This window comes from Desulfobacula sp., assembly GCF_030611305.1.
Taxonomy (GTDB): Bacteria; Desulfobacterota; Desulfobacteria; order Desulfobacterales; family Desulfobacteraceae; genus Desulfobacula.
The window spans coordinates 1-23,004 of record NZ_JAUWQB010000033.1; the positions used below are offsets into that span (position 1 = coordinate 1).

The following is a 23,004-nucleotide window of genomic DNA, read 5'->3' on the forward strand; positions in this document are numbered from 1 at the left end:
CTCCTTGATCATTAAGTTGTGGGGACAACTCGATCATAGAGTAACATGAGTCGTACAGATGGCAAAGCCTCTGCACTCTGACCTGGCCCTGAGGGCCAGGGTTTTCACATTAGACTAAACTGATTTAAAGGAGCCTGATGAATATATGAAATATAATTTTGATGAAATAATTGACCGGACCTGCACCTCTTCGTTGAAATGGGAAAAATATGTCGGATGTTCTTTTGTTATCGTCCCGAATGAACGGTTAAGAAATAAATTTAAATTCAGATTAAAAGGCCTGATACCGAATGTAAATCTTTTGGGTCTTTTTGCCGCCAAAGCAGCCTATAAAGAATGTAATGAATGGCTTTCCCAATTAATTATCTACCTGAGAAAAAATCGGGATATTGTCCAGGACCGTGTCAATAAAATGCAGGGGTGTAAACTTACCCCCATTGAGTCTACCTATCTTGCCTGGATTGATGTCAGGGATACAGGTCTTAAAGATCCCGTTCTTTTCTTTGAATAGGCGGGTGTCGGACTTTCCGATGGCAGTTTTTTCGGTCAAAAGGGATTTATACGACTGAATTTCGGATGCCCGAAATCTGTGCTTGAGGAGGGGTTAAAAAGAATGGAGACCGCTTTAAAAAAACTATAATCATCTGAAGGGCCAATGAAACCGACTTGATGGCTTACTGATCAAAAAAAGTACTTAAAAAAGAACAGGGACTGCTTTCTTACGCTGATGCTGCTACCCTGAGATCTAAGAAAAAAAGGGTTCTGGGATATAAAATCACATATCAGACAAAGTTTTACGATATATTACCTGTCCTTTTAGAAAATTTTAGCTGGTCAAAATACGGGAAATAAAATTCGGTGGCTTTATCTTGTATATACAAGATAAAAGCTTAATATCTCTATAGTTTTGAATATGTTATAAATGTTTTTTTATCCTTATTATCTTTTTTTGCTTGACTATGGGGAACCTTCTTTTTATAGTTGCAAAACTTAGAATTGTAATTGCAATTATGCTGTACTAAACCAGTAATTCAAACTAAAGGGGAGTAAAAGAATGAAATCTTTTTTTAAAACTTTGGCACTTGCGTTAGTCTTATTGATTGGCATTACGGCACCTGGCTTTGCCGGTGACACAATCAAACTTGGATCTGGAGGTGTTATCTCCGGCGACCTGGCACCCTATGGAATTTCTGCTGTAAGAGGTGTTGAGATTGCCATTGAAGACCTAAATGCCAAAAGTGGTATTCTGGGTAAAAAAATCGAATTATTAATCGGTGATGATGTATGTAAACCAGAGGTGGCAGTTAACATGGCGACCAAACTGGTATCAGACGGTGCACAGATGATTGTCGGCCATGTCTGCTCCGGCGCCACCATCGCTGCAAACAAAATCTATAAAGATGCAGGACTTTTGATTGTCTCTCCGGCATCAACCAATGACGATTTGACCCTTAAAGGTGAACATCCCAACTTCTTTCGAACCATTTCCTATGATGGTGCCCAGGCTGCTCTGATGACTTCTTTTGTTAAAAACAATCTGAAAGTCAAAACAGTTGCCCTGATCCATGACAAAGGCGATTATGGTAAAGGCCAGATGGAACTTGCCAGAAAAAACTTTGAAAGCTTAGGTGGCGTTGAAGTCGTTCTTTTTGAAGGCGTAACAACCGGTGCAGTTGATTATACAGCCATTGTACAGAAAATCAAAAGATCTAAAGCCGAACTCACCATGTGGGGCGGCTATCATTCAGACGCTTCCAAAATTGTTGGTATGCTCAAAAAGAAAAAAGTTAATACGATTTTCTTTGGCGCTGATGGTATCATCGGTGACAACTTTGTACAACTGGCAGGCAAATATTCTGACGGTGTCTATGCAACAGGCCCGAATGATACTTCCAGCAATCCGCTTTATAAAGAACTTGTTGTCAAACATCAGAAAAAATACGGCGAAGCTCCCGGAACATTTTTCTTCAATGGGTATGCCTGTGTTCAGGCTCTTGCTGCTGCTGCAGAAAAAGCAGGCTCAATAGATTATGACAAAATGAGAGCTGCCATGTTTGAAATTAAAATCGATTCTCCTTTAGGACCCATCGGTTTTGATAAAAACGGCGACGTTATCGGCGCAGGTTTTTCTGTCTATCAGGTTCAGAATGGAAAATATACCCAGGTTAATTAATATCTGATCTAAAATAAAAACAGGAGCGTAATAGAAAACATGTATTACAGCTCCTGTTTTTATATGTATTAATTTTGCTTAAATTTAACAAAATTTAGGAGATAATAATTTAATTAACATGCGTCTGTTTAAAATTATATTGGGTGTGGCAGTTGTCGGGATACTGGGATTTTTAGGCATCAAAGAGATCATTGCAGACCCTGTCTATTTTTTAGAGCTGTTCTTAGGAGGCCTTACAAGGGGAAGCATATATGCCTTGATCGCTCTTGGGTATACCATGGTCTATGGTATTATCCAGTTGATCAACTTTGCCCATGGTGAAATCTATATGATCGGTGCCATGACTGCCCTTATTGTTGCCAGTGTCTTAGGACTTTGGGGATGGAACTCTGCTGTTATCGTTATCCTTGCCTTTGTTTTTGCCATTGTTTACTCCTGCGCCTATGGATTTACCGTTGAAAAAATCGCCTATATGCCCTTAAGAACTGCACCAAGGCTTTCAGCCCTTATTTCAGCCATTGGAATGAGTCTTTTTTTACAAAATTATGTCATGCTAGCCCAGACATCAGAATATATGCCCTTTGAAAGTCTGATCCCTGATTTTAAATTCTGGGAACCTTTTAGCCACATTATTACTTCCGTTGAAATGACAATCATTGTCACCACTGTCATTGTCATGATTCTCTTAGGCATACTCATTAAATTCACCAAAATCGGCAAGGCCATGAGAGCGGCTGCCCAGGATAAAATCATGGCATCACTTGTGGGCATCAACGTGAACCGGGTTATTTCCACGACCTTTGTTGTCGGATCAGCCACGGCTGCAATCGGCGGTGTTTTAATTGCCTGCCATGTGGGCCAGATAAACTTTTATATCGGATTTCTAGCAGGGCTTAAAGCTTTTATCGCAGCTGTTTTAGGCGGGATCGGAAGTATTCCCGGTGCTGTTTTGGGAAGTCTTGTACTGGGTATTTCAGAAAGTATGTTTACCGGTTATTTCTGGAGTGAATATGAAGATGTTTTTGCCTTTAGCATTCTTGTGATTATTCTGATATTCAGACCGTCGGGTATCCTTGGCAGAGATGAAACCTCTAAAGTTTAACCACATTATTTAGAAAGTTGATTATGGTTACAAAAAAAGAAATCAAACTATCATTTTTTATTGGTTTATGGTTCATGGTGCTGACCTTCCCTATCATGGTCATAAAAGTCAACACTATAACTAATACTGTGATTTTCAGATGGCCCAACCTTCTATGGGTTGGTATTGTATGCTTTTTTGCCTCTCTTATCTGGAATTATCTTTTGCGGATGAAAGAAGAAAAAAAAAAAGCAGATACCAAAGATGATATTCCCATTGTTCACAGACTGCTTCAAAATGAAAAATTCAAAATACCGTTTTTAGCTGCACTGGCAATATTTTTCCTTCTTTATCCCTTTGTGTTTTCCATGTATCATACCAGTATCTTGATTTCAGCACTGATCTATGTGATGCTGGGGCTGGGCCTGAATATTGTTGTGGGACTGGCAGGACTCCTGGATCTCGGGTATGTTGCTTTTTATGCTGTTGGGGCTTATACCTATGCATTGTTAAACCTGCATTTTGGCATCAGTTTCTGGGTGGTCCTGCCCATCAGTGCAGTCTTCGGTGCCATAGCCGGAACCCTTTTAGGGTATCCCGTACTCCGTCTGAGAGGCGATTATCTGGCCATTGTTACTTTGGGTTTTGGTGAAATCATCAGAATTGTCCTTGAAAACTGGGATGATTTTTCAAATGGACCCCGGGGAATAGGCAATATTCCAGCACCGAGCTTTTTCGGTCATCAATTTGGGCAGCATGATTCCGTCATTTATATTTATTTTATTGTTATCGGATTGGTGCTGATGACCATTTTCTTTGTCAACCGGCTTGAAAACTCAAGAATTGGTCGTGCCTGGATCGCCTTGAGGGACGATGAAATTGCCTGTCAGGCCATGGGCATTGACAAGTTCAAAACCAAGCTGACAGCTTTTACCCTTGGTGCAACCTGGGCTGCCCTGGGGGGTGTTGTTTTTGCTGCAAAAACCTCATTTATTAACCCCATGTCCTTTACAATCTGGGAGTCCATTACCATTCTGTGCGTTGTTGTTATCGGCGGGATGGGATCTGCCATTGGTGTTATCGCCGGTGCCCTTGTACTGATACTGCTGCCGGAATACTTAAGAGCCGTTGCCGAATACCGGATGCTTGTATTTGGTGCACTCCAGGTCATCGTAATGGTATTTAAACCGGAAGGGCTTATTCGAAGTGTCCGTAAAATATATAAATTTAAAAAAGTAAAAGAATAAATTTATGGAACCTATACTTAATGTAAAGAACCTCACAATGAATTTTGGAGGTCTAAAAGCGCTGGACACTGTAAACATTGCAGTTGAAAAGGGACAGATCGCTGCCCTTATCGGGCCCAACGGTGCAGGAAAAACCACATTTTTCAATTGTATTACCGGAATTTATGAGGTCAGTGAGGGCCGCATGGAAATAACGCCTCCGGGTAAATCGACTCAGGAATTGAAGGGGCTTAAAACCAATGTTGTGACTGAAAGAGGCCTTGCAAGGACCTTCCAGAATATCAGGCTTTTTGAAGGGATGACAGTTCTTGAGAATGTCATGATCGGAAGACACTGCAGGCTGAAATCAGGAATCTTCAGCGCCATGCTTCGACCTTCAAGCCAGAAGGATGAAGAGAAGAAAGCAGTTAACGACAGTTATAAAATCCTTGAAAAAATCGGTCTTGAGCAATATGTCAATGAAATGGCAGTCAACCTTCCCTATGGTGCCCAGCGACGTCTTGAAATTGCAAGAGCCCTTGCCACAGACCCGTTTTTGCTGCTCCTGGATGAACCTGCCGCAGGCATGAATCCTCAAGAAACAAAAGAACTTGATGATTTAATCATCTGGCTGAGGGATAATGAAAATTTATCCATCTTACTGATTGAACATGACATGAAGCTTGTCATGAGCCTGTCAGATAACATTCATGTTGTGGATTACGGAAAAAAAATTGCCGAAGGCACGCCTGAAGAGGTGAAATCTAATCCGGACGTAATCAAAGCCTATCTTGGAGACGAGTCTGAAGATGCTTAAATTAAAAGACATACACACATTTTATGGAAACATTCATGCACTCAAAGGTATTAACCTTGAGATTTCCGAAGGAGAGGTTATTTCTCTGATCGGGGCGAATGGTGCCGGGAAATCAACCACATTGATGACTACAAGTGGTATCGTTCCTGCCAAACAAGGCTCTGTTGAATTCAAAGGGCAGGATATCACCCACATGCCCGCTGATGATATCGTCAAACTGGGAATCTGCCAGGTACCGGAAGGCCGGAGGATATTTCCATACCTTACTGTGGCCGAGAACCTTGACATGGGTGCTTTCCTTCGGAACGACAAGGATGGAATCAAGGATGATTTTGATTATGTTTACAACCTTTTTCCCATTCTTGCAGATAGGAAAAATCAGATCGGCGGCACCTTAAGCGGCGGCGAACAGCAGATGCTGGCCATTTCAAGGGCCTTGATGTCAAGGCCAAAGGTGCTGCTCCTTGATGAACCGTCCCTTGGACTTGCACCCATCATTGTCAAACAGATTTTCGGTATTATTAAAAAAATCAATGAAGAACAAAAAACCACCATTTTCATTGTTGAGCAGAATGCAAACCTTGCTCTAAAAGCAGCCCACCGCGGGTATGTAATGGAAAATGGTTTGATTACGATGACAGATACCGGTAAAAATCTGCTGGCCAATGAAGATGTCAAAAAGGCATACCTGGGCATATAAACGCCCACTTATTTACAATTAACAAAACCCTTGGGGAAGATATTCTTAAAGGGTTTTCGTGATGGTTAGGTTAAACTTGATTTATAGTTTCTTTCTAAGGTTGATGAACTCGCTTCTTTCAAACCCGAGTTTTTTAAAAAAGGAAAGCACATCAGTGGAATCCCAAACAACGGACGAATAAATATATTTAATTCCTTTTTCTTTATAAATATCACAAATTTTCATAGCAAGTGCAACCCCGATGCCCTGTCCCATAAAATCCGGGTGAACCCCAATGGCCAGAATCCAGGCACTCTTTTTAATCCCAAATCCTGCGTAAAGACTTGTGCTGATCATATATCCTATCACGTTCCCGTTGATTTCCGCTACCAGGCTTGACTTGCCTGCGTCCTCAGATATCTGCTGCTCAATAACTTTTATAAAATCCACTCCAGCATCATCTTCCGAGATGGCCTTTCTTATATTTTGAATTGCCTCTGCATCATTAAGAGTGATTTCTCTTATGTTGACTGTGTCTTCCACAAGATCCTCCATTGTTATTCTACTTTTATGATCTTAACTATATGACCGACCCAGTTAGGCGGAAGATAAATTCTGCCGCTGTTACCACTGGATTTTACTTCTTTTTCAATCATCTCTTCACCATAGACCTCAAACTTTACCTTTGTCTGAGATATGGATTGATTTTCTGTGCTTCTTTCTTTTTTCTCTTTATCTGCCATATAACATCCTATCCTTACAAAAAAAATGTTTGTTACCGATTCTTTTATTTAAGATCATTTTTTTTTGTATAAAGCACCTTTTAATTATAAATAGCTTATTTTTATCTGTTATGTAGCCAAATTATATCTTTTTATGAATATTTTCAACACCAAAGTATTATTTTTTGAAAACATCTTAAAAATAAAAAAGGACAGGGGGGAAACGATATTCTTGCCTGCCCTTTTTTTAAATCACTATCTAAATCAAGGGTTTATACACCGCACTTTTCATTATAACATACCGCATGGCAAGGTCTCCTGCAAATACTGAGGCCAATCTTAAAAAAATCAGAAAGCCGTTGGTATCCCCACCCCACATGATTAGAGTCAGAAGCAATGGAAGGACAATTCCAAGCCCTCCCACACCAATTAAAGAGATTTTTGAAACCTCTCCGCTTATCATTGATTTAATGGACTCTTTTCCGATTTCATTGCTGTGCCAGGTTCCCCAGACGTAGAGCAGAATGCATAAGAAATAAACAAAGAAAAACGCCTCTGCCCATACTTCCATGCCTGATGCCAGAACAGCGGAACTGGAAACTGCAAACATGAACTGCAGAATCTGGTGTCCGATCCATACCCCTGAAATGACGGACAATGGCAGGACCATTGTTGAACTCCAGGCAGGAAGTGCTCTGATCACGTTCATTGTGGCAAATCCATGGGAAATAATTAAGAGACACAAAATTCCCATGATACAATTAAACACAACATTAAAGCTGCCGGCTGTTACAATCTGTAAAAACCCCAAAGCTGCAAAAATTCCGATTATCCAGATACCGCGGGACAACTCGGATGTGTTGGGTTTCATGATCATTCGCCAGGCCCTTAAAGGCATGCCAAGATAAAGCACATGAATAATACCACCAAGTACCAGGGTAATCAGCCAACCCAGGATAAGCCCTGCCTTGTATTCATAAAAGAGCGACACAAAATAAAGGCCAGCTCCGATTTCCGAGAAAAAAAAGGCCAGCCACAAAAATAGGCCTTTGTCATCAATCCATTCTTGCTGACGGGTGGGGCGCATCATCCATTCGTATGGCTTTAAGTCACTGCCAGTAGGATGGAACATAATTTTTTCAAGCTCATTTCTTTGTTTCATAATTGTTCAATCCTCCTTTTAGCCTTTGTAAATTTTAACAGCAACAGAAGTTTCAATGTTTCCGGTGATGGGGTCATAGTGTCTCAAGTATGATGGAAGCAGCTTGCAGAAATTACTTCCCTTACCCTTGGCAATAGGTCTGCCATCAGCCCATAAACCACCTTGTCCGCAAACTCCAAGAACTTTTGGATGTTGAGCTTCCATTGTTTTTACAATACCGTTTTCCTTGGTTCCATATTTATTTTCCATCCAGATAATATCGCCATCTTTGAATCCTTTTTCATCTGCCAGGCCTTTATTTAACGTAATTGTAAAAGTATAAGGACTCATCTGGCTGACTTCATCAATTAAAGGATTCTGGAATGTTGAGTTATTTGTGTGGAGAACATCACGATAAGAAAAAGCTAAAAGATCATACTCATCATCAAGTTCTTTGTGGGATGTAGGCCAGAACCAGTTAGGTAACGGACCATATTGATCCATTTCCATTTCAAGTTCAAATCCGGTATCTTTCATGATTTTTTCAGCAGCTCTTCTGTCATGAATTAAAAATTCCATATAAACCGGGCATCTTGTAGGCATATTCCATCTCCAATAGACATCTTCAATGGGTTTATGCCATGTTGCAAATCCCTGTTCCTGAATTTTTTCTTTATCATCCCCATAAACCCATGTCAGGACTCTTTCGCCAATTTCCTTCCAGGTCAGGACTTCGCCGGGTTTAAGTTGAAGCTTTTCATCTGTAATACTGTAATAATTATTAAGGAGTTCATGATATTTGTCAAGAACACCAACACGGTTTGCAACATCCAGATAAACGTTCATGAAGTCTCGTGATTCACCAATGGGTTTTGCAACAGGTTGTTGCAAATGAACATACCAGTCTTCATAGGATGGACTTCCATTGAAGAAAAAACTGTCAATTTCAGAAGACCAGGTATCTTTTTCAAGATAAGAGGTATCAGGAAGGATTATATCACCTATGGCCTGGTCAGTTTCATTGACCCATATATCACTTAGTACAACAAAACAATCTTTAAAATTGTCCAGGGCAACGTCCCAGTCAGAATTACTTATAAGAAAATTCACTGCGATTCCAAAAATCATTTCAGGCTGGACTTTTTCAACACCAAATTTTTCCTGAATATAATCTTTTTCTTTAACATAGGGTATATGAGAAAGAGTGGAATGTGACCAGAATTCAACACATCCTGAATTGGTACATGGATAGCTTGGTGGATGAACAGGCCATGGATCATGTGAATAAAATACTGAAGGAACAATAACGCCGTCTTTACCTACTTTAGGCATACGTTCGTATTGACCGCCAGGGTATTTGCGCCTGATAGATGGCCAACCCATTGTACCGCCAGGCACATCTTCAGCACCAACAAGCTGACTGATGAGATCTATTGAAGCAACCTGATGTATACCATTTGAATGTCCCTGGGCACCACGGAAGGTTACAGATGATACTGGCCGGTAGGGAAATGTTTGTCCTTCTATTGTAATGGTGGATCCGATCTGGGCATTATCCACCCAGCCCTTTGCAACTTCAAGAATGGTTCCCACAGGAACGGTACTTATGTTGGATGCCCATTCCGGGGTGAATTGTTTTAAATGTTCTTTTAATGCCATAAAGCAGGGTCGGCATTTTTCGCCCTTATATTCATAGTCACCTTCAAGGGAAAAATCTTCAAACGCTATGGATTCATCATCAAATACTTTTATCTTTTTTGCTTTTTCATCAAACACAAGAGGCTTGTCAGTTTTTTCATCCCGAATAAAAGTTCCGTCTTCCCGTATCAGATAAACAAAGTTTGTTTTTGCTCTAAGATAAAGTTCGTCGATTTCTCCTCTGGTATTGAGGATATAGTTGGCTATGGCAAGTCCAACTGCAGTGTCAGTACCAGGTAAGATGGCAACCCATTGTGTAGCCTTACCACCTGCAAAGTTACCCATTGGATCAAAAACTATCTCTTTTATTCCGCGTCTTACACTATCGGCCCTCAGTCTTGCATTGATCAAGGCTGAATGTCCGGAACCGGTTCCTTTACTGGAACCCCATTTAAGAACATACTTTGTGTATCGCCAGTCCGGTGCTATTGACCATGCACCATGAATTAATCCACCCAGCATATGAGCAGCATTACCGCAGTGCAGACTGCCGCCGCCAATGATAAAGTTACCATTGTTTGGTATGCCGAACGCCTTTGCATAGAAATAAAGATGATTATGAGGGCCATCACTTGCACGCATGGTCTGGTTTGTGAAGAGAATTTTATTTGGATTATCCTCCATAATCTTTTTCATTCTTGTGGATATCTCTTCAAGGGCCTCGTCCCATTCAATTTCTTTCCATTTAGGGTCAACACCAAAGCCTTTCTCAGAATTGGTTCGTCTCAATTGTTTTTTAATCCGATTGGGATCATGGTAGTACATCAGTCCTGCAATTCCCTTACCGCAAAGACCTGCTCCTGTCCCCCCCATGGTACTTTCTTTAATACCTTCAACTTTTACCGGCACACCGTTCACCACCCTAACTCTACAGGCACAGCCGCAGTAACACACGCCACAGGTGGTATTTACCCATTTGTCTTCCCAAATTTCATCTGTTTTATAGGTCATTTTTCCCCCTGTTCGTTAATCAATATAATAGACTGCCGGTTCAGTACCGAATTCTTTTCTGAGTTGTTTACCCTTTTTCTCCATGATCAGACGGCTGATTTCACTGTCAGGATCATCAAGATCACCAAAGACCCTTGCTCCGACCGGACAGGCAATTACGCAGGCAGGTGTCGCATCATCGTCAAGACCTGGCTCAAGACCTTTTTTAAGGCCTTCATCAAGTCTTTCCGAGCAGAAATTGCATTTGATAACCGTCCCCACTTTAAGCGGGTACAATTTTTCACCGATCAGTTCCATCTCGGTTTTACCCTGACCTGGAAAATACTCCCTGTCTTTTACCTTCTGATCATAATAGGTTCTCTGCTGGTATGGACAACTCACAAGACAGGCCCTGCAGCCGACACATTTTTCATCGTCAACAGCTACAATACCATCTTCCCTGATATAGGTCGCTCCTGTGGGACATGCTTCCACACAGGCAGCATCAGAGCAATGATTACAAAGAATCGGATAAATCAACTTGCTGGATGATGGAAATTTTCCGGTTTCTCCGATAAGCACCCTGTTAAAGAATACTCTGGGAGGAAGAAAATGTTCCTCTTTACATGCAATGGTGCAGCCCCAGCAAGCGATACACCTTTTTACGTCGATTACCATTCCCCATCTTGGCATAACAGCTCCTTTATTAATATTAAAGTTATCCCCTATCAATTTTTAAATATCGAAGTTTTAAAAATCAAATATTTTTACCTCTTCAAACCCTCTTTTTACACATACGATATTGGCTGAAAGTTTTTTATCGGAAAAATAATCCTGCAGCGCATCGCAGCAGGGGTCTATTTCCAACAGGCCGGACATTTTTGCAAAGGCTCCCACAATCACGGTATTGGGTATGGGAAGACCAATTTCTTCCAAAGCGATTTTATTGGCATCAATAATCCCCAGTTTTTTAAGATTGTCATGGGAAACATTTACCGTGATGTCCGAATCATTCAACAGCATCATGCCGCCGGGCAGCAACCCATCGAAAACAGCCTCAGAATCTCTTTGGCTGGGATCAAGCACCACTAAAATATCCGGATTATAGATCTGTGTTTTCTCCCTGACAGGCTTATCTGAAAATCTGCCGAAAGCCGTAACAGGGGCTCCCCTTCTTTCAAACCCAAACATGGGAAAACTGGCACCGAATTGTCCTGTTCTGGCAAAAGCATTGGCAAGAATTTTAGATGTAGTCACAACCCCCTGCCCCCCTCTACCATGAAATCTGACTTCACTCATTTTAAAGTTTCCTCCTTTAATCTTCTACAGACTCGGGAATATGACATTCTGCTTCCAGTGTGCTCAGCCCGCCCAACATGCAGTATTCGTAATCCACATCATCCTGAAGGATCTGAAGATCTGCTTCATTCAAATGAGCAAATTTTTTCATTAATTCCGTATAGGTTGATACAGGTTTGGGTTTTTTAACGGTTTTGGTCATTCTAATTTTGCCGTTTATGGCCTCCCAAAGCGGGAAATAGTTTGTTTTTACAGCCCTTCGACAGACCTCGATAGTATTTTCCGGGGCATAGCCCCATCCCGTGGTGCAGGGAGCAAAAACATGAAGAAAGGCAAAGCCTCTTTCTTTGGCTTCTTTCGCTTTTAACAATTTTTTGGCAAGATCGCCCAGGTCACTCAGTGTTGCCGTGGCTGCATAGGGGATCTTGTGCATGGCCATTTTCAGGGCCAAATTCATCCGTCGCAAATTTTTCCCTTTGGAAGCAGTTCCAAAAGGAGTGGTTGTCGTGCTCGCACCATAGGGAGTGGTAGCACTTTTCTGGACACCCGTATTCATGTATCCTTCATTGTCATAACAGATATAAATAAAGGGTTCGTTTCTTTCTGCCGCCCCAGACAGGTTGCCAAACCCGATATCGGCTGCTGTTCCATCCCCGTTGAAACATACCACTGTATTCTTGATACCTGCTTTTCTATAATATCTGGCAAGACCTGTGGCATTTGCCGCAGCCCCGGTCATCAGCGTTCCAAAATACGAAAGTGTATGCCAGGACTGATTATTCTGTCCAAGGAGTACAGGCGCTGAACAGGATGGGGTACCCGTAATTACGATATCATTTCCCAATACCTGGGGAATAAACCGCAATAATAATTCCAGACCGCAACCAGGGCAGAATGCCACGCCTTTTGAGAAGGGGTCCTCATGTTTGAGGTAATCAAGTACTTTTGTCAGCTTGCCTTTCTTTTTTCCTGTCATATTAAAGCCCTCCCTCTTCCTGGGCTTCAGGATATGAAACCCATGTGACTTCGCGGACGTCTTTGCCCTCCGCCAGATCACAGGTTGCATCAATCATTTGTCCGATATTGGCTGTTGTGATATCGGTGTTGGCAATACCATCAATAAAACTGACCATTTTTGAACCGTCAAGTTGTGTTTCAAAGGCTTTTAACTCAGTATAAATGGGACCACCCTTAAATCCAAAACAAAGACTCCTGTCCACCACACCAATGGCTTTTTTACCTTTGAGAGCCTCAACCATTGCTTCACCGGGAAAGGGTCTGTACATTCTTATCTTTAAAAGACCGACCTTGACACCCGCATCTCTTTTCTCATCAATAACGGTTTTAATGGTGCCGCACATGGAACCTGAGCCGACCAGAACCACATCTGCATCATCCATTCGATATTCTTCAATCTGACCGCCGTAACTTCGGCCAAAAATCTCTTGAAACTCCTTATCTATCTGCTCAAATTTCGCTTTGGATCTCTCCATGGCAGACACATGCTTATGCCGAAGCTCAAGATACCCTCCAAGAATTCCATGTGTACCGCAGCCCAGTTTCCCTCCGGGTACAAGTTTCGTTCTTTCAGGCTGATCATTTAAAACAGATAAAAATCTGTCGACATCTTCCTGAAAGGGCACGTCTACTCCTTCGGACAGGTAAGATAGATAGAATCCGTCATAATGAACCATGACCGGCACCTGGATATCATAGTCCTCAGCAAGACGATAGGCCTGGAGAACTAGGTCAAGAACTTCCTGACAATCCTCGGCAATAAGGAAAATCCAGCCGGCATCCCTTGTGGAAATCATGTCCTGCTGGCCGCAAGATACTGCTATAATTCCCGGTGTTTCGCGGTTGACATTCACCATGACCACGGGTGCTCTGGCACCGGCCGTTGCAAGAACCGCATCATACATAAAAACAAGTCCCCATGAAGACGTAGCAGTAAAGACTCTTCCACCTGCAAGGGAGGCTGCCATAACAGCGTTCATGGCAGAATTTTCACCTTCAACAGTAATCAGTTCGCAATCCATTTCCCCGTTTGCATGAAATTTGGAAATCTGTTCAATTATCTCGGTTTGGGGTGTAATCGGGTATGCTGCCACCACATCCGGCCGGACAAGTTTTGCTCCGATCGCTGCTGCGGCATTTCCGGTTATCACCTTAATCTGTGAGCCCGCTTTAGCTTTGGCTTCTGCTTTTATATTCATTTTTAAAAATCCCCCTCTGCTATCATGGAAATTGCATTTTTGGGACATTCTTTGGCACAGATCCCGCATCCTTTACAGAATGCCAGGTCAGGCGTGAAATGTGAGTTTTCAACCATCTCCATCACCTGGATGGGACAATAGATCGCACAAAAACCACAGAATATGCATGTATCCTTGTCAACGACCGGTCTTTTAGTCCGCCAATCCCCGGTATCAGAACACATCAGGGGATCATTGGCATCCGACCATGGTCCTTCGTGCTTAAAAAATTTGTTTGGTGACATACAACCCTCTCCTTAGAAAATAAGATAACCCTTTATGAAATATAGTCCTGCAATTGTATCTATTTCATAGCTATTAGATAGCGATAGTATAATTGCATTGTCAAGTAAAAATATATATTTTAATTAAAAGAAATATCAAAATTAAATAAGAAGAAGTGATAGTTATAGAATTTATGCGGGTTTCAAAATCTTTCAAATAGTTGATTAGTCAACTATCGTTATAAAAAATATTCTGCCTATGATTTACTGAAATAATCCATAAACAAATTTTCGCAAATGTTTAATTCGTTCTATAGCTTCAGGATAGCTTGAAATAAGCAGGTTTTTTGATTCTAAATTGCTTTGATTTAAGTCTCATACCGATACCCCACGCCATGAACAGTGGTGATAAGGGACGGGTTGGAAGGATCTGTTTCTATTTTTTTCCGAAGTTGTGCAATATGTTGGTCAAGGGTCCGGGTTGTGCCAAAATAATCAATCCCCCAGACAGCATTCAAAATATTATCCCGACTTAAGACTTCTCCCGGATGGTCATGAAAATGCCTTATCAGCTTAAGTTCTCTTTCCGAAAGATCAATGTTCCTGCTCTGCCAGGACAGCTTAAAGGTTTTAGAGTTTACTTTAAATTTACCAAACATGAATGTGCTCTGGACCGGCTCTTTTTTTGCCTTTGCCTGCCTTTTTGACCTGCGAAGCAAGGCGGATATCCTTGCAAGAAGTTCATGAACACCAAAGGGTTTAGTCATATAATCATCCGCTCCAAGCTGAAGCCCAACGACCTTATCGATTTCCTCACCTTTGGCCGTCAGCATAATAATGGGAACATCTTCATTTATTGCCCTGATCTCCCGGCAGACATCATATCCGCTTTTTTCAGGCATCATTATATCGAGGAGAACCAGATCAAAAGAATCTTTTTTAAACAATTCCAAAGCCGCTTTACCATCTTTGGCTTCGGCTACCCGATAATTTTCGCTTTCAAAAGTATCCACAAGCCCCATCCTGATATTTATATCATCTTCTGCCACAAGAATTTTAATGTGCGTCATGATTTTTTATCCTTGCTGTAAAACAACTGCCATGTCCCGGCATGGGGTCAAAAGACAGATCACCTTCAAGATCCCTTAAAATCTGCCTTGCGATACTCAATCCCAAACCCGAGCCCGGCTGTTTTGAGGTTAAGGAATTATCCGCCCTGTGAAATTTTTCAAAAACCATCTCTTGCTGTTCTTTTGGAATGCCCGGTCCATCATCACAAATTTTTAAAAGAATAAAAGAATCATCCTTTTCCAGAACAAATTTGATAAACTTTCCTTTATCGGCATACTTTAGAGCATTGTCCACGAGATTCAGAATCACCTGCTCTATGGCATCCCGGTCTGTTTTTACTTTATAATCCCCTTCTTCAATCTGTGATATGATTTCAATGCCTTGATTCTCTATTCGGATGCTGTGGGCCTGGATCATCTGCCCTAATAACCGGTCCATTTCAAAGGTTGTCAAATGATACGTTTTTTTGCCCTGTTCAAGTTTCCCAAAAGCAAGTACGTTATTGATCAGTCTTGTCAGGCGCTCACTTTCACTGACAATTACAGAAAGATAGGTTTGTGTTTTATTCGCATCTTTAATTCTTCTGGATAGCAAAAGTTCTGCATACATTCTGATACTGGTCAAAGGTGTTTTCAGTTCATGGGATACCGAAGAAACAAATGAAGTTTTCTGCCGGGCATCTTTCATATTTTGAAGGGTCAGGCGGGTCAGCAGGACACCACCCGATACAATGGCAATGATAAAAACACCCAGTAAAATTACGGAGACATATAAAAAGCCACGGGTTGATCCAAACCCTTTATTATCGATAAAGACTCCGATCTGCCAGTGAGGCAGCAGGTTTGATATGGAAACGACTGCTACGGGCTTTTCTTTGGAATCGAGCGTCATTCTTCCGGACTGATGCATAAAGTAGCCGTTTCCGTCCATCAACAATAGTGCAATATCTTTTTCCGGCAATTCTGGAAAATCAACCACCAGTCTTGAAAGGAGCGCCATCAATTCCAGTTCAATCCCGTATACCGGCCCATTCTGATATTTTTGCACCCAGCCTAAAATGTGCAGCCGGTTCTCACTGAACCAGGGAATCCATCCTGACTTTTCTATAAATTGTTGTTCCGGCTCCGCGGAGGGAAAGGCCTGTTGCTCTAAAACAGGCGCTTTTTGCACAACCCTTGACAGGGCAACAAGTTTTTGGCGGGATGATTCTGTTACACCTTTTATCTTTAATTCATCCCTTGAAAGGTCTTCGTTAAAATCAAACTTCATCCTCCCTGAAAACAGCGAGTCATACCGGGAGATAAACCGTCTTTCCTCAAGGGTGGATTCCATTCCCCTGACCGGATATTCAAGCTCCCGGTTCTTTTGATAAATAAAAACATTACGCACCAGAGGATTTGTCTCTTCCCATACCAGAAGAGTTTTCTGCAAGTTATCCTGATCAATATCAAGTAATGACTGCGTAAGATTTTCCTGAACCGCTTCAACCGTAATGTGAATGGTTTCAGAAATGGTTTTTGCCCTTTCAGATAAAGCCTGTATGGCTGACCGGTTGATCCGTTCCTGCTCGTGGGACAGCAGCTGGAAGGCAATACCGGTTATAATAAGGGTGGGCACTAAAAATAGTGCCCAGAAGATAATGATAGATCGTTTACTTGTCATACTTTAAGCTATACCCGGTTTTTATCTATTTTGAAAGCTGTTGGTTTTTCATCTGAAAAGATTCGGTTCTCAACAATTTCCGGCTTTTGGGGCTCATACCCTGATCCTCAATTGTCTCAGCCTGAACTTCCAGCTCATCGGCTTCTTTTAATAATTCTTTATCATTATACTGGAAACCGACTTGTTTCAACCTGGCAGCAGACTGTTTAAGCTCTCTTACAGCCTCTTTTTTCTTTCCCTGATCAGACAGTTCAATGGCTTTTTCCTGGGCCAGGGCATTCAGATTTAATTGATATTCTCTGATCACTTCAATATTGCTTGATCTGGCAACCTTTCCAGAATCACTGCTGAACCTGGCATATGAGATCCCGGTTGATTTTTCCGATTTCCGGCTGAACGGATTTTCATAAGTTACGTCAGCCTGTGCAATCTTGATTCTTGATCCGGATATTGATTTTGGAATATTGACTTCAACCAGGACATACTTTTCCTGGTCCCCATAAAGCTGGTTCATGTAAAGCTCTACCTGATTTTCCCGTATCCTGCCTTCCCTGCCGATAATATTAACAGCCTTCACACTGTCCGGAAGCGTTATGATCACTTTTATTTTTTTCGCTACGACATTTAATACATCCCCCAATTCTGCTGCAAAAATTCTGGGAAGATCAAATCCGGATTCGACAAAATACGTATTGCCGTCACTTTTCTGGGCAAGCCTTGTCATAAGATCTTCATTATAATCGGTCCCCACGCCCACTGTTGTGACAGAAATATTTTCTTTAATCAAAGCTGCACCCAGTCGTCCAAGATCTTCCGGCATCCTGGGCCCGACATTGGCCAGCCCGTCAGACAGGAGAATAATTCGGTGGATATAATCACTTTCAAGATTTTTCCTGATCTCGGAAGCACCCTGGCTAACGCCGCCGAAAAGGGCCGTACTGCCTCCGGCACGAATTTGTTGAATGTTATGGATAATTCCCTGAACGTTCCGGGCATTCTGAGCCGGGACAATGGTATAGACATTGGTATTATAGACCACCACAGAAAAAATATCCTGCAAACCAAGCCGAGTTAAGGCTTCAATGGCAGCCGCCTTTGCCTGTTCAATCTTGGTACCGTTCATGGAGCCGGACTGATCCAGGACCAGGCTAAGATTGACAGGAGGTCTTTTGGCATGACCCGGTGCCGGAGGCGCAGCAAGGGTCACCTTAAGCACCACATTCTGGGAATCTCCTGCCGGTAGAACCGCCCTGTCTGTCTCCACCCTGCAAATAACTTTGGACTGTTCAATTCCTGCCCGGACACCCCCTGTCATTATGACAAAAATAATCAATGCTGTAAAAAATGAAACAATTGTTCGGTGCTGATATCGTTTTAAATGTGCCATGGTCCTTCTCCTTTACCTGTTGAGTTAATCAATTTTTGTTTAAACCGCAATATAAAAATCTGTCTTACATCCGGTTCAACTATACAGAGCATGATTCAGGAATGTGTCATAGAGGAGTAAAGAAGTTGTAAAAAACTTGTAAAACCGCTTTTTTCTTGACCCATCCTCTATTGTCTGGGATTGTTTGATTTACGACATAACTCCAAAAAAAGGAATAACCATGAAATTTACTATCGACCATTTCAATATCAATGTGCTGAATCTTGAAAAGAGTCTGACATTTTACAATAAAGCACTGGGACTAAAAGAGATTCGAAGAACCGAAGCCAAAGACAATAGTTATATTATTGTTTTTTTAGGGGATGGTTCAACCCGGAACAAAATTGAACTCACCTGGCTGAAAGCCATGGACCGGCCTTATGATTTAGGGGACGAAGAGTTTCATATTGCATTTAAGACATCGGATTTTGATGCTGCATATAAACTTCACAAGGAAATGGGCTGCATCTGTTATGAGAACAAGGATATGGGAATTTATTTCATCAATGACCCGGACGGTTACTGGCTGGAAATTGTTCCAGTGCGGTAAATCAATACGGTTGCCCTTTAATCATCCTTTGTCACCTTTTGTCTCAATTGCTTAAGTTTGCCATGTCTTGTCTTTTTGTCCAACCGCTTTTTCTTTGCACTTCCGGAAGGCCGGGTCGATCTCCTTTTCTTTTGCTTGACCATCGATTTTAAAATTAAGGCCTTGAGTCTGTTGAGGGCATCTTCCCTGTTTTTTTCCTGGCTGCGAAACTTCTGCGCCTTAATAACAATGATATCATCCTTTGAGATTCGCTTATCACTAAGAGCCAGTATTTTTTCTTTAACCTCGTCGGGCAGACTGGAGGCTTGAACATCAAACCTCAGATGTATGGCTGTTGAGACCTTGTTCACGTTCTGGCCACCCGCCCCCTGAGCTCTGATGGCCTCAAACCGGATTTCATTGTCCGGAATACTGACCTCGCTCGATATATGCAAAACCCGACTTTTCATTTACGAACATATCCTGATCATATCAATGTGCGGAATCCCGTCCTCAAGATAGCTTTCGGATACTGCCTCAAATCCATGGGATTCATAAAATTTCTTTAAATACACCTGGGCACCGATCCGGATATTCTCATTGGGCCAGGTCCGATTGATTTGATCAAGAGCTTTTTTAATCATGGTATCACTGATTCCCTGCCTCCGGCTCTCTTTTCCCACAACCACCCGGCCAATACTCACCTCTTTAAAGCTTAAGCCCGGCGGCAGGATTCTTAAGTATGCCATGAGTCCCTTATCTTTTCCTTTTCCGACAAGATGCAGGGTTTCAGGATGCCTGTCCTTGTCATCAATTTCCGGATAAGGACAATTCTGCTCCACCACAAACACGTCCACCCGGAGTTTTAAAAGTTCATACAGTTCATCTATATCCAGCTGGCTAAATGATTTTATTTTCCAGTCAATCTGAATCATGTCTTTTGCTTTTCAACTTTCCCAAATAATAAAACCCATTGGATGTATGTTTGTTCATGGTAGTATACACAATAGTTTCAAATTCCATGGTCTCAAAATTTCGGGTCAGGTTAAACAAATAGTCTGTCGTATGATGCCGAAGCTGTGCCCCCTCATCAAGTTCAAATACCCCATATATCCCGTAAGCCTCTTTAAATGCATTATATCTGTCAATATTACGCAAGTCCCGGTTAATTAAAAAATCATTGATATATAAACTCCCGCCGGACTTTAACACCCGTTCTATCTCACCCACCAACTGCTCCTGATTTTCATCTTTCACAATGCATGTCAAAACCGAAATCAATATCACCGCATCAAAGGTGTTGTCATCAAAAGGAAAGATAGTGTTGCATTTTTTTAAATCAAGACAGGGATACAGACGATTTCCTCTTTCAATCATTTTCTGTGAAAAATCAATCCCGAAAATTTTCTTAAACCCTTCCTGATAAAGCTCATTCAGGGTTCGACCGTATCCACAGCCCACATCCAGGATGATGAATTTTTTTGACACATATGGTTTAAAAATATCCCTCTGAAAGGGCGTGGTAAATTCCTTTTTAGATGCCGCCTTATCCCAGTACGTTTGCTGATTCATAATCATAACAGCTTTAATTTCCGGCTCATGCCTTTATGCCTTTTTAAATATTAACTTTTCACAGTCAGGGAATATCCATATCAGAATTCCGGTCGGTTTTAAATCAATTAATCGGACAATAAGGTGCTCTGATTGCCACGGCATTTCATGAAAATGCAAGTTTTTCTTGACGATAAGTTTTAAATCAGTTACTCGGATTATCAAAGATATCGATTCATTTTAGTTTTAGCAAGGCTTGGATAAAATGTAATATCAGAGTGGTATACAGAACTGTATAATTATTTGTTCCCGGCGGCTGCGCCGCCTGGAATCGCGGAGCTGAGCCACCTGTAGTCTTGGCTCCGCGATTATATCAACAGACTCATTGGTAATACTGGCAGATTAATAGGACAAGGTAAGAAAAACACAAAAGGAACAAAATGAAGCTGAACGATAATGAGATAAGAGATATTACCAAGCATCTTGAAGCGGGGAAGCCTTTGCCGGAGAAGTATCGCTTTTTGTTATTTGAGGACAAGAAAGAAGTTGAGCTGGTGTGGAATAGCAAAACTGGTGAAGTCTGCAATGTGGTACTGCCGTTTCAGGTGATTGAGCAGGTGGATGAACCCCGGACGGCGCAAGGTTGCTGTGAAAGTGGTGGATATTTTCGGTAATGATACTATGAAGATTATTGAGGTGTCGGTATGAAAAAAGCAAAAGATGGAGACTTTTTTCTTTCAGACTGGTTGAGAAACAGCAATACAGTCGAATTTTTGGGAATATGGGAGCGCATCTATAACCCTGATTTTAATTATGGCGAATATGCCATAATTAAAAAACAGGCTGGTCTGAAATGATTACCCGAATAGAGACAATAGACCGAATTAAACCGATTTTTAGAGAATATCTGGATTATATGAGTCAATTTTATGAAATTGATAATTATTATTCGTGGTGTAAAGGTGCACTGAAAAATTTACAACTCTATTCAATGGCAGATGACCGGTACATTTATATTCTAAAGGAATCAGACTCTATCATCGGCTTTGCCTTGGTCAATAAACACCTGCGGTTCAATACTGACGGCTTTGCAGTGGCAGAGTTCTACATTCAAAAAGGGCATGAGAAAAAAGGGTATGGCCGTAAGTTGGCTGAATATGTATTTGCACAGTTCACAGGTATTTGGGAAGTTGCCGTCACATTAAAAAACAAGTCTGCCCTGGTGTTTTGGGAACAGATGGTGTCATCTTACACAGATGGTAAATTTATAAAAAAAAGGACTGCTTCCTTTAAGGGATATGGCTTTATCTTCAACACTGTGGACGGGCAAACAATCCATGACTACCACATGGAACCTGGTGAAGTAGGCTTTGTAACGGGGCCAAAATCATAAAATTACAATAGGGAGAAAACACATATGTCTTCGAAGGGCAAGAACACTGCCAATCTGACTGTCTCAGAGGCGCTTCAGTTTAAAAAAGATCGTGAAAACACTTACCGGGAAAGGGCTCTCAAACTTTTCCCATGGATCTGCGGTCATTGTGGTCGCGAGTTCAGCGGCAAACGTCTGAGCGAGTTGACCGTACACCATAAAGACCACAACCATGACAACAATCCTCCAGACGGCAGCAACTGGGAGCTTTTGTGCATTTACTGCCACGACAATGAACACTCTCGGGACCAGGTTGCCGATGCCTATGACCACGAGGTACCCGACAATTCCTCGGAAAATGGCGGTGGTGTTAACCCTTTTGCCGGACTGGGGAATTTGTTGAAAGGCAAACTGCCAGAGGCTGTCAAAAAAATACCATGAAATGACTTGTGTAAACCCTGAAATTTATCATAATTTACGTTTTCTGTTTTAATGACCATTAACTCGATTTAATAAGATAAATGCCGGGCGGCAAAGGATATTTACCTTCGAGATCTGCATATTGTGCCTGTCCTTGGGAGAGGGACTTATGGATAAAAATCATCAGCTATCTGGTGTTAACTGGCCCCCAACAATATAGCCAGTTATGTAGTCAGTTTTGTTTTGTTGCGTGTTTACCCCGCCTGATCCCGCAGATCCCGCCCCTTTTTTTTAATAATACCCCGCCTGCCATTCGTATAGACCTATTATAGACCTGAGGAGGTATCAGGGCTATGAAAAAGAAAGTACGAAGACGAAGGGGCAAAAACTGTCATGATTTATTCAAGCCAGATTCCCGCAATTTAAAAAAACAAAAGTTCTGTGATAAGCCAGAATGCAAAAGATAAAATATATTCATCCTAACAGCAATATCTATTGTTTGATTCTAATTCCAAAAATAGAAAAATTTGAATATAAATTTTCACTTTCAGATTAAAATAAAAAAAATAAAAAACCGCTTGACAAATAAAATTTTAATTAATATATAAAAATAATCTACCGTACGTACGGTAATTTATTTAATTAACACTTTTTGCGATAACAGATCTGAGTACAACATAGGCTGAACTGAAAAACGGGTATTATAAAAAACAAAACGGGAGAATTTA

Annotated in this window: 26 protein-coding genes; 11 read left to right on the forward strand and 15 right to left on the reverse strand. The window is 41.5% G+C overall.

Features of this window, described 5'->3' with window-relative positions; all coding sequences use genetic code 11:
- Positions 1-145: 145 nt before the first annotated feature.
- From QAI40_RS08250 to QAI40_RS08275, 6 genes are all read left to right on the forward strand, one after another.
- Entirely contained in the window at positions 146-511 is a 366-nt protein-coding gene (locus QAI40_RS08250; protein WP_299982189.1) for a hypothetical protein, read from the forward strand.
- A gap of 543 nt (positions 512-1,054) precedes the next feature.
- Positions 1,055-2,173, forward strand: coding sequence for a branched-chain amino acid ABC transporter substrate-binding protein (locus QAI40_RS08255; RefSeq protein ID WP_299982186.1), 1,119 nt, complete (start codon positions 1,055-1,057; stop codon positions 2,171-2,173).
- A 118-nt stretch (positions 2,174-2,291) separates the two neighbouring features.
- On the forward strand, positions 2,292-3,275 hold the full coding sequence (locus tag QAI40_RS08260) for an ABC transporter permease subunit (protein WP_299982183.1): 984 nt from the start codon (positions 2,292-2,294) through the stop codon (positions 3,273-3,275).
- 23 nt (positions 3,276-3,298) lie between these two features.
- Positions 3,299-4,501, forward strand: coding sequence for an ABC transporter permease subunit (locus tag QAI40_RS08265; RefSeq protein ID WP_299982180.1), 1,203 nt, complete (start codon positions 3,299-3,301; stop codon positions 4,499-4,501).
- Between the two features lie 4 nt (positions 4,502-4,505).
- The gene (locus QAI40_RS08270; RefSeq protein WP_299982177.1) at positions 4,506-5,297 is read left to right on the forward strand and encodes an ABC transporter ATP-binding protein; all 792 of its coding nucleotides are present in this window, start codon (positions 4,506-4,508) and stop codon (positions 5,295-5,297) included.
- Positions 5,290-5,997 carry an ABC transporter ATP-binding protein gene (locus QAI40_RS08275; RefSeq protein WP_299982174.1) on the forward strand — a complete coding sequence of 236 codons (708 nt, stop codon included), beginning with the start codon at positions 5,290-5,292 and terminating at the stop codon, positions 5,995-5,997. The genes QAI40_RS08270 and QAI40_RS08275 overlap by 8 nt, the downstream gene beginning before the upstream one ends.
- A gap of 81 nt (positions 5,998-6,078) precedes the next feature.
- Here the strand turns inward: QAI40_RS08275 and QAI40_RS08280 are convergent, their stop codons facing one another.
- The 12 genes from QAI40_RS08280 to QAI40_RS08335 all read right to left on the reverse strand — a co-directional run bounded on the left by QAI40_RS08280 (position 6,079) and on the right by QAI40_RS08335 (position 18,365).
- Entirely contained in the window at positions 6,079-6,519 is a 441-nt protein-coding gene (locus QAI40_RS08280; RefSeq protein ID WP_299982171.1) for a GNAT family N-acetyltransferase, read from the reverse strand.
- A gap of 14 nt (positions 6,520-6,533) precedes the next feature.
- Positions 6,534-6,719 (reverse strand): DUF2080 family transposase-associated protein, encoded by a 186-nt coding sequence (locus tag QAI40_RS08285; RefSeq protein WP_299982168.1) that lies wholly within the window; start codon positions 6,717-6,719, stop codon positions 6,534-6,536.
- Positions 6,720-6,957: 238 nt separating this feature from the next.
- Entirely contained in the window at positions 6,958-7,860 is a 903-nt protein-coding gene (locus tag QAI40_RS08290) for a DMSO reductase (protein ID WP_299982165.1), read from the reverse strand.
- Positions 7,861-7,878: 18 nt separating this feature from the next.
- The gene (locus QAI40_RS08295) at positions 7,879-10,488 is read right to left on the reverse strand and encodes a molybdopterin-dependent oxidoreductase (RefSeq protein WP_304511549.1); all 2,610 of its coding nucleotides are present in this window, start codon (positions 10,486-10,488) and stop codon (positions 7,879-7,881) included.
- Between the two features lie 15 nt (positions 10,489-10,503).
- Positions 10,504-11,160, reverse strand: a complete 657-nt coding sequence (locus tag QAI40_RS08300) for a 4Fe-4S dicluster domain-containing protein (RefSeq protein ID WP_299982160.1) — start codon at positions 11,158-11,160, stop codon at positions 10,504-10,506.
- A gap of 57 nt (positions 11,161-11,217) precedes the next feature.
- Positions 11,218-11,766, reverse strand: a complete 549-nt coding sequence (locus QAI40_RS08305; protein WP_299982157.1) for a 2-oxoacid:acceptor oxidoreductase family protein — start codon at positions 11,764-11,766, stop codon at positions 11,218-11,220.
- A 16-nt stretch (positions 11,767-11,782) separates the two neighbouring features.
- Positions 11,783-12,742, reverse strand: coding sequence for a thiamine pyrophosphate-dependent enzyme (locus QAI40_RS08310; protein ID WP_299982154.1), 960 nt, complete (start codon positions 12,740-12,742; stop codon positions 11,783-11,785).
- Between the two features lies 1 nt (position 12,743).
- Positions 12,744-13,982: a pyruvate synthase subunit PorA gene (locus QAI40_RS08315; RefSeq protein WP_304511550.1), complete on the reverse strand. Its 1,239-nt coding sequence runs from the start codon at positions 13,980-13,982 to the stop codon at positions 12,744-12,746.
- Between the two features lie 2 nt (positions 13,983-13,984).
- On the reverse strand, positions 13,985-14,266 hold the full coding sequence (locus QAI40_RS08320; RefSeq protein ID WP_299982148.1) for a 4Fe-4S binding protein: 282 nt from the start codon (positions 14,264-14,266) through the stop codon (positions 13,985-13,987).
- 347 nt (positions 14,267-14,613) lie between these two features.
- On the reverse strand, positions 14,614-15,315 hold the full coding sequence (locus QAI40_RS08325) for a response regulator transcription factor (RefSeq protein WP_299982145.1): 702 nt from the start codon (positions 15,313-15,315) through the stop codon (positions 14,614-14,616).
- Positions 15,302-16,978 (reverse strand): sensor histidine kinase, encoded by a 1,677-nt coding sequence (locus QAI40_RS08330; RefSeq protein WP_299982142.1) that lies wholly within the window; start codon positions 16,976-16,978, stop codon positions 15,302-15,304. Before QAI40_RS08330 ends, QAI40_RS08325 begins: the two co-directional genes overlap by 14 nt.
- Positions 16,979-17,003: 25 nt before the next feature.
- Positions 17,004-18,365 (reverse strand): vWA domain-containing protein, encoded by a 1,362-nt coding sequence (locus QAI40_RS08335; protein WP_299982139.1) that lies wholly within the window; start codon positions 18,363-18,365, stop codon positions 17,004-17,006.
- 220 nt (positions 18,366-18,585) lie between these two features.
- Here QAI40_RS08335 and QAI40_RS08340 point away from each other — a divergent pair, with 220 nt between their 5' ends.
- A complete protein-coding gene (locus tag QAI40_RS08340; RefSeq protein ID WP_299982137.1) occupies positions 18,586-18,954 on the forward strand; it encodes a VOC family protein in 369 nt (122 codons plus the stop codon).
- A gap of 17 nt (positions 18,955-18,971) precedes the next feature.
- Here the strand turns inward: QAI40_RS08340 and arfB are convergent, their stop codons facing one another.
- The 3 genes from arfB to QAI40_RS08355 are packed head-to-tail and all read right to left on the reverse strand — an operon-like array spanning position 18,972 to position 20,505.
- A complete protein-coding gene (gene arfB / locus QAI40_RS08345; protein WP_299982134.1) occupies positions 18,972-19,403 on the reverse strand; it encodes an alternative ribosome rescue aminoacyl-tRNA hydrolase ArfB in 432 nt (143 codons plus the stop codon).
- On the reverse strand, positions 19,404-19,868 hold the full coding sequence (locus QAI40_RS08350) for a GNAT family N-acetyltransferase (RefSeq protein WP_304511551.1): 465 nt from the start codon (positions 19,866-19,868) through the stop codon (positions 19,404-19,406).
- Complete coding sequence (locus QAI40_RS08355) at positions 19,855-20,505, reverse strand: class I SAM-dependent methyltransferase (RefSeq protein WP_304511552.1); 651 nt, start codon at positions 20,503-20,505, stop codon at positions 19,855-19,857. The genes QAI40_RS08350 and QAI40_RS08355 overlap by 14 nt, the downstream gene beginning before the upstream one ends.
- A gap of 419 nt (positions 20,506-20,924) precedes the next feature.
- Between QAI40_RS08355 and QAI40_RS08360 the strand changes: the two genes are divergently transcribed.
- The 4 genes from QAI40_RS08360 to QAI40_RS08375 are packed head-to-tail and all read left to right on the forward strand — an operon-like array spanning position 20,925 to position 22,297.
- A complete protein-coding gene (locus QAI40_RS08360; protein ID WP_299982127.1) occupies positions 20,925-21,158 on the forward strand; it encodes a hypothetical protein in 234 nt (77 codons plus the stop codon).
- 30 nt (positions 21,159-21,188) lie between these two features.
- Positions 21,189-21,341, forward strand: coding sequence for a KilA-N domain-containing protein (locus QAI40_RS08365; RefSeq protein WP_299982124.1), 153 nt, complete (start codon positions 21,189-21,191; stop codon positions 21,339-21,341).
- Positions 21,338-21,877, forward strand: a complete 540-nt coding sequence (locus QAI40_RS08370) for a GNAT family N-acetyltransferase (protein ID WP_299982121.1) — start codon at positions 21,338-21,340, stop codon at positions 21,875-21,877. Before QAI40_RS08365 ends, QAI40_RS08370 begins: the two co-directional genes overlap by 4 nt.
- A 24-nt stretch (positions 21,878-21,901) precedes the next feature.
- Entirely contained in the window at positions 21,902-22,297 is a 396-nt protein-coding gene (locus QAI40_RS08375) for a YajD family HNH nuclease (RefSeq protein ID WP_299982119.1), read from the forward strand.
- The last annotated feature ends 707 nt before the right edge of the window (positions 22,298-23,004 follow it).

Excerpts from the sequence above, each read along its gene's own strand:
- QAI40_RS08250 (WP_299982189.1), top strand. The coding sequence starts at position 146 with ATGAAATATAATTTTGATGAAATAATTGACCGGACCTGCACCTCTTCG.
- QAI40_RS08255 (WP_299982186.1), top strand. The coding sequence starts at position 1,055 with ATGAAATCTTTTTTTAAAACTTTGGCACTTGCGTTAGTCTTATTGATT.
- QAI40_RS08260 (WP_299982183.1), top strand. The coding sequence starts at position 2,292 with ATGCGTCTGTTTAAAATTATATTGGGTGTGGCAGTTGTCGGGATACTG.
- QAI40_RS08265 (WP_299982180.1), top strand. The coding sequence starts at position 3,299 with ATGGTTACAAAAAAAGAAATCAAACTATCATTTTTTATTGGTTTATGG.
- QAI40_RS08270 (WP_299982177.1), top strand. The coding sequence starts at position 4,506 with ATGGAACCTATACTTAATGTAAAGAACCTCACAATGAATTTTGGAGGT.
- QAI40_RS08275 (WP_299982174.1), top strand. The coding sequence starts at position 5,290 with ATGCTTAAATTAAAAGACATACACACATTTTATGGAAACATTCATGCA.
- QAI40_RS08285 (WP_299982168.1), bottom strand. The coding sequence starts at position 6,719 with ATGGCAGATAAAGAGAAAAAAGAAAGAAGCACAGAAAATCAATCCATA.
- QAI40_RS08290 (WP_299982165.1), bottom strand. The coding sequence starts at position 7,860 with ATGAAACAAAGAAATGAGCTTGAAAAAATTATGTTCCATCCTACTGGC.
- QAI40_RS08295 (WP_304511549.1), bottom strand. The coding sequence starts at position 10,488 with ATGACCTATAAAACAGATGAAATTTGGGAAGACAAATGGGTAAATACC.
- QAI40_RS08300 (WP_299982160.1), bottom strand. The coding sequence starts at position 11,160 with ATGCCAAGATGGGGAATGGTAATCGACGTAAAAAGGTGTATCGCTTGC.
- QAI40_RS08305 (WP_299982157.1), bottom strand. The coding sequence starts at position 11,766 with ATGAGTGAAGTCAGATTTCATGGTAGAGGGGGGCAGGGGGTTGTGACT.
- QAI40_RS08310 (WP_299982154.1), bottom strand. The coding sequence starts at position 12,742 with ATGACAGGAAAAAAGAAAGGCAAGCTGACAAAAGTACTTGATTACCTC.
- QAI40_RS08315 (WP_304511550.1), bottom strand. The coding sequence starts at position 13,982 with ATGAATATAAAAGCAGAAGCCAAAGCTAAAGCGGGCTCACAGATTAAG.
- QAI40_RS08320 (WP_299982148.1), bottom strand. The coding sequence starts at position 14,266 with ATGTCACCAAACAAATTTTTTAAGCACGAAGGACCATGGTCGGATGCC.
- QAI40_RS08325 (WP_299982145.1), bottom strand. The coding sequence starts at position 15,315 with ATGACGCACATTAAAATTCTTGTGGCAGAAGATGATATAAATATCAGG.
- QAI40_RS08330 (WP_299982142.1), bottom strand. The coding sequence starts at position 16,978 with ATGACAAGTAAACGATCTATCATTATCTTCTGGGCACTATTTTTAGTG.
- QAI40_RS08335 (WP_299982139.1), bottom strand. The coding sequence starts at position 18,365 with ATGGCACATTTAAAACGATATCAGCACCGAACAATTGTTTCATTTTTT.
- QAI40_RS08340 (WP_299982137.1), top strand. The coding sequence starts at position 18,586 with ATGAAATTTACTATCGACCATTTCAATATCAATGTGCTGAATCTTGAA.
- arfB (WP_299982134.1), bottom strand. The coding sequence starts at position 19,403 with ATGAAAAGTCGGGTTTTGCATATATCGAGCGAGGTCAGTATTCCGGAC.
- QAI40_RS08350 (WP_304511551.1), bottom strand. The coding sequence starts at position 19,868 with ATGATTCAGATTGACTGGAAAATAAAATCATTTAGCCAGCTGGATATA.
- QAI40_RS08355 (WP_304511552.1), bottom strand. The coding sequence starts at position 20,505 with ATGAATCAGCAAACGTACTGGGATAAGGCGGCATCTAAAAAGGAATTT.
- QAI40_RS08360 (WP_299982127.1), top strand. The coding sequence starts at position 20,925 with ATGAAGCTGAACGATAATGAGATAAGAGATATTACCAAGCATCTTGAA.
- QAI40_RS08365 (WP_299982124.1), top strand. The coding sequence starts at position 21,189 with ATGAAAAAAGCAAAAGATGGAGACTTTTTTCTTTCAGACTGGTTGAGA.
- QAI40_RS08370 (WP_299982121.1), top strand. The coding sequence starts at position 21,338 with ATGATTACCCGAATAGAGACAATAGACCGAATTAAACCGATTTTTAGA.
- QAI40_RS08375 (WP_299982119.1), top strand. The coding sequence starts at position 21,902 with ATGTCTTCGAAGGGCAAGAACACTGCCAATCTGACTGTCTCAGAGGCG.